Annotated in this window: 1 protein-coding gene; it reads right to left on the bottom strand. The window is 37.6% G+C overall.

The window, feature by feature from the left end; genetic code table 11:
- Positions 1–73: 73 nt before the first annotated feature.
- A partial coding sequence (locus tag ACPYOJ_RS35680; protein WP_481420434.1) for a hypothetical protein occupies positions 74–263 on the bottom strand: 190 nt, incomplete at its 5' end.

Below are 263 nucleotides of genomic sequence, written 5' to 3'. Positions count from 1 at the left end.
CCAATAATCTTGGGTGATAATGGTTCCGGCTCAGCTTTCTGAGTTTCTGAATGTAATTCTTCCATAGTTTATATTAATATCCGAAAACATCATTAAAACTAAACGTCTCATCCAGTCTTACGCCTTTTTCTGTCATTTTAAGGCTTGCCAGTTCATTGTGAGCATCGTGTTCGAAGAACAGCAGATATTCATTATCGATACACTGTTTCAGGAATTTTCCTTTTTCTTCTAAGGTAAGAAGCGGTCTGGTATCGTATCCCATC

It is taken from the genome of Rhizobium sp. SVR5-9E (genome assembly GCF_056755095.1).
Note: the sequence above shows the minus strand (reverse complement) of the source record. Positions and strands in the feature narration are given on the sequence as shown.